5 protein-coding genes are annotated in these 4,995 nt (G+C 71.0%); 2 read left to right on the top strand and 3 right to left on the bottom strand.

What is annotated here, in order from left to right; translation table 11 throughout:
• Positions 1-97: 97 nt before the first annotated feature.
• On the bottom strand, positions 98-1,537 hold the full coding sequence (locus tag J0670_RS29865; RefSeq protein WP_207814822.1) for an amino acid permease: 1,440 nt from the start codon (positions 1,535-1,537) through the stop codon (positions 98-100).
• 205 nt (positions 1,538-1,742) lie between these two features.
• Entirely contained in the window at positions 1,743-2,027 is a 285-nt protein-coding gene (locus J0670_RS29860; RefSeq protein ID WP_207814821.1) for a hypothetical protein, read from the bottom strand.
• 166 nt (positions 2,028-2,193) lie between these two features.
• On the opposite strand from J0670_RS29860, the gene J0670_RS29855 reads away from it, so the two are divergent.
• Together J0670_RS29855 and J0670_RS29850 are read left to right on the top strand one after the other, a co-directional pair.
• Positions 2,194-3,177, top strand: coding sequence for a Ku protein (locus tag J0670_RS29855; protein WP_207814820.1), 984 nt, complete (start codon positions 2,194-2,196; stop codon positions 3,175-3,177).
• Positions 3,178-3,226: 49 nt separating this feature from the next.
• The gene (locus tag J0670_RS29850; RefSeq protein WP_207814819.1) at positions 3,227-3,544 is read left to right on the top strand and encodes a hypothetical protein; all 318 of its coding nucleotides are present in this window, start codon (positions 3,227-3,229) and stop codon (positions 3,542-3,544) included.
• Between the two features lie 32 nt (positions 3,545-3,576).
• Here the strand turns inward: J0670_RS29850 and J0670_RS29845 are convergent, their stop codons facing one another.
• Positions 3,577-4,965, bottom strand: coding sequence for an NADP-dependent succinic semialdehyde dehydrogenase (locus J0670_RS29845; protein WP_207814818.1), 1,389 nt, complete (start codon positions 4,963-4,965; stop codon positions 3,577-3,579).
• Between the last annotated feature and the right edge of the window lie 30 nt (positions 4,966-4,995).

Genomic DNA, 4,995 nt, shown 5'->3' with positions numbered 1-4,995 from the left:
CGTTCAGAGGGGCGTCCGGCCGTGGACACAACGGCGCCGGGCCCGGGAGCCTCCTGAGTGGCTCCCGGGCCCGGCGCTCACGGGCGGTGCGGGCGGGTCAGGACGCCGCCGGCACCGCCGCCCGCCGCCGTCGGCCCACCACGGCCGACGCCGCCAGCACGATCGCCGCGGCGGCCAGCGACAGGTACATCTGCTTGCGTCCGTCGGCGTCGGTGAACATGTACGCCACCACGAACCCGATCATGCCGATGGCCACCCAGGTCAGGTAGGGGTACAGCCACATCCGCACGGTCAGTCGCTCGGGCATCTCGCGCTCGATGATCCGGCGCATCCGCAGCTGGGAGAAGCAGATCACCAGCCAGACGAACAGCGCGACCGCGCCGGAGGAGTTGAGCAGGAAGGCGAACACCGTGTCCGGCGAGGTGTAGTTGAAGAAGACGGCGATGAAGCCGATGACCACCGAGGCGAGGATGGCCACCCGCGGTACGCCGCGCGAGGTCACGGTCGCGAAGGCCTTCGGCGCGTCCCCGCGCTGGCCGAGCGAGAAGGCCATCCGGGAGGCGGTGTACATGCCCGAGTTGAGGCAGGACAGCACGGCCGTCAGCACGATCACGTTCATCACCTGGCCCGCGTGCGGGATGCCCACGTGGTCCAGCACCGCCACGTACGGGCTGTCCTTGACCGCGGAGGAGTTCCACGGCAGCAGGGTGACCACCAGCAGGATCGAGCCCAGGTAGAAGATCCCGATCCGCCAGATCACGCTGTTGGTGGCCTTGCTGACCGCCTTCTCCGGGTCCTCCGACTCGCCGGCCGCGAGCGTGACGATCTCGCTGCCCATGAAGGCGAACACCACGGTCAGCATCCCGGTGAACACCGCGCCCACCCCGTGCGGCAGGAAGCCTCCCTGGCCGGTCAGGTTGGTGGCGCCGACCGCGTGGGTGCCCGGCATCAGGCCGAAGGCGGCGAGGGTGCCGATCACCAGGAACGCGGCGATCGCGACCACCTTGATCCCGGCGAACCAGAACTCGAACTCGCCGTAGGAGGCGACGGAGAACAGGTTGGTGGCGGTCAGCACCGCCATCACTATCAGCGCCCACCCCCACTGCGGCACACCGGGCACCCAGCCGTTGAGGATCTTGGCACCCGCCGTCGCCTCGACCGCGAGCACCACGACCCAGAAGAACCAGTACAGCCAGCCGATGGTGAACCCGGCCCAGCGGCCCAGCGCGCGGTCCGCGTACGCCGAGAACGACCCGCTCTGCGGGTCGGCCGCGGCCATCTCGCCGAGCATCCGCATCACCAGGACGACCAGCACGCCGGCCATCGTGTAGGAGAGCAGGATGCCCGGGCCGGTGGCCGCGATGCCGGCGCCGGAGCCGACGAACAGCCCGGCGCCGATCACGCCGCCGATGGCGATCATCGACAGGTGCCGGTTCTTGAGCCCGGCCTTCAGGTGGCCGTCGCCGCCGTGGGCGATCGGGCTCGACTGGTGGGGGACCGGGGTGGAAACCGCGGGCCTGGTGGTGTCCGCACTCATCAAAGGTGCCCTGTGCCTTTCCCGCGCGGCGTGACCTTCGGCTCGTCGCGCCGAAGGGCAGGGGAGGGACCGCGCATTGCGGTGCAACCTAACTTCTCAGCCCGGCTATCGGAACAGAAGTTCGGTAAATATTCGCTCAGCGAACATGAAAGCGCAGGTCGGAGTGGGTGAAAAAGGTTCCGGAAACCTCAAATCTGACGCATCGTCAGCACGAATGAAGATCGGATTCCGCACCTGGGGGTCGGAGTTCACATAGTTCGAGCACGATGATCTCCGGCCGCACGCTGGACGATTCGGGGGCGAGCCGGGCGGCCAGGATCCGCGGAATGTCGCTCTCCCGCGAGTACCCGGGCACCACGGTGACCTCGTCGCGGCGTACCCCGGGCTCGCCGCGCACCGCGTAGACGACCCGGTAGGCGGTCCGCTCCGGCGGTGGCGCACGGTCCGGCTCCCGGGTGTGACGGCTGTTCCCCCGGCTCCGGACGGTCATCCGCATCGACCTCCTCGGCCCATTGTGAGCGCGGTGTGGCCGATCCGCGCAAACCCGGGCACAGTGGGATTCTCGGGACACTCCTCGGAGCACCCCCCGAGCGTTCTCGACGCCGGTCACGCCCTCGGCGCGGGTCAGGTCCCCGGGGCAGGTCAGGAGCGACCCCATGCAGACCACCTGGAAGGGGACGATCAGCTTCGGGCTGGTCAGCATCCCCGTCCACCTCTACTCCGCGACCCAGGAGCACGACGTCCCGCTGCACCAGGTGCACGCCAAGGACGGCGGGCGGGTGCGGATGAAGCGGTACTGCGAGCGGGAGGAGAGGGAGGTCCCGTACGCCGAGATCGCCAAGGGCTACGAGTCGCCCGACGGCCGCACCGTCACGCTCACCGACGAGGACCTCGCCGACCTGCCGCTGCCCAGCAAGAAGATCATCGACGTACTGGCCTTCGTGGAGGCGGACGAGATCGACCCGCTGATGTTCTCCAAGGCCTACTACGTGGGCGTCGCCGACAAGGCCGCCGCCAAGCCGTACGCGCTGCTGCGGGACGCGCTGGTCGAGTCCGGGCGGATCGCGGTCACCAAGATCGCGCTGCGCACCCGGGAGTCGCCGGCCGTGCTGCGGGTGCACGACGGGACGCTCGTGCTCCAGACCTGCATCTGGCCCGACGAGGTCCGCCCGGCGGCCGGCATCGCGCCCGAGGAGGACGTCACCGTCCGGCCGCAGGAGCTCAGGATGGCGCGCTCGCTGATGGACACCCTCTCCGAGGACTTCGACCTCGCGCAACTGCACGACGACTACCAGCAGGCGCTCCAGCAGGTGATCACCGCCCGGCTGGAGGGCGTCGAGGTCCCGCACGAGGAGGAGCCCGGCGAGGCTCCGGACAACGTGATCGACCTGATGGAGGCGCTGCGCAGCAGCCTCAAGCAGGCCAAGGGCGGGCGGACGCGGGCCGCCGGGCCCGAGGAGGAGCCCGCGCCCCGTGGACGCGCCACCGCGAAGAAGAGCTCCGCGGCCGCCGGGAAGGCCGCCGCGTCGAAGCCGACGTCGAAACCGGCGTCGAAGCAGACGTCGAAGCAGGCGTCGAAGTCGGCCGCGGCGAAGAAGACCACCACCCGCAAGCCCTCGGCCCCGCGCAAGGCCTCCTGACCCCGCGGGCCGAGCCCTCCCTCCCGTCCAGCATTGGAGGCGATCCCCGATGGACCTGCTGACCTACAAGGAACTCGACAGGGAACTCGACCGGGAGCCCGGCACCCGCGCCGAGGCCGACGCCCCGAAGGCGAAGGCCCGGGGCTTCGGGCACCGGGCCTGGCACTGGCTGCTCAGCCTCAGCCCCACCGTGGTGACCTTCATGGTCGCGCTCTCGCTGGGCCTCTGCATGGTCGCCGTCCAGGTGAGCCTGCTGCCGGTGCTGGTGCCGATGGCGATCTTCTGGGGGCTGACGCTCATCGCCCTGGTCGGCGTCGTCGCCCGCTGGATGACGCCCGGCCCGGGCCGACACCGGATGGCGTCCTGACCAGGCCGGGGTGAGCGTGGATCCGGGAGGGCTCAGCCCATCCAGACCGTGGTGACGTTGCAGAACTCCCGGATCCCGTGCCCGGACAGCTCCCGCCCGAAGCCCGAGCGCTTGACGCCGCCGAAGGGCAGCGCCGGGTGGGAGGCGGTCATGCCGTTGAAGAACACCCCGCCGGCCTGGATGTCGCGCACGAAGCGCTCCTGCTCGTCCTGGTCGGTGGTCCAGACGTTGGAGCTGAGCCCGAACGGGGTGTCGTTGGCGAGCGCCACCGCCTCGTCCAGGTCGGCGACCCGGTAGACGGTGGCGACCGGGCCGAAGGTCTCCTCCTGGTGGATCCGCATCGCGGGGGTGATGCCGGTGAGCACGGTCGGCTCGTAGAAGTAGCCCGTGTCCCAGCCGGTGGGGCGTCCGCCGCCGCACTCCACCCGGGCGCCGCGGGTGCGGGCGTCCTCGACGAGTTCCTCCAGGTCGTCCCGGCCCTGGCGGCTGGCCAGCGGGCCGACGTCGGTGGTCTCGTCCATCGGGTCGCCGACCCTCAGTTCGCGCATCGCCTCGGTGAAGGCGCTGGTGAAGCGGTCGTACACGTCGGTGTGCACGATGAAGCGCTTGGCCGCGATGCAGGACTGGCCGTTGTTCTGCACCCGGGCCCGGACGGCGGTGCGCACCGCGGCGTCCAGGTCGGCGCTCGGCAGGACCACGTACGGGTCGCTGCCGCCCAGCTCCAGCACCGCCTTCTTCACCTCGTCCGCCGCGGCCGCCGCGACGGCCCGCCCGGCAGGCTCGCTGCCGGTGAGGGTGACGGCGGCGACCCTGCGGTCCCGGATCACGCCCTCGACCGCGCCCGAGCCGATCAGCAGGGTCTGGAAGCAGCCCTCCGGGAAGCCGGCCCGGCGGAACAGCTCCTCGATCGCGAGCGCCGTGCGCGGCACGTTGGAGGCGTGCTTGAGCAGACCCACGTTGCCCGCCATCAGGGCGGGGGCGGCGAACCGGATCGTCTGCCAGAAGGGGAAGTTCCAGGGCATCACGGCCAGGACCGGGCCGATCGGGCGGTAGCGGACGTACGCACGGGCGGCCCCGGAGTCGCTGACGTCGGCCGGGTCCGGGTGCTCGTCGGCCAGCAGCGCCTCCGCGTGCTCGGCGTACCAGCGCATCGCCTTGGCGCACTTGGCGGCCTCGGCCCGGGCGGCGGCGAGCGGCTTGCCCATCTCCTCGGTCATGATGCGGGCCGCCGCCTCCTGGTCCGAGTCCAGCAGGTCGGCCGCCCGGTGCATCAACCTGGCGCGGGTGTCGAAGGAGGTGTCGCGGTAGCTGTGGAAGGCGGCCTCGGCGAGGGCCAGCCGTCGCTCGATCGCGTCCGCGTCGTACGGTTCGAAGGTTTGGACGGTCTCGCCGGTCGCGGGGTTGACGCTGGCGATGGGCATGCGGGGCTCCCTTGGGGGTCCGGGACGGGT

The sequence above is a fragment of the Streptomyces sp. FH025 genome (assembly GCF_017427025.1).
Lineage (GTDB): Bacteria > Actinomycetota > Actinomycetes > Streptomycetales > Streptomycetaceae > Kitasatospora.
The sequence above is the reverse complement of the archived record's forward strand: the minus strand, read 5'-3'. Positions and strand labels throughout refer to the sequence as shown.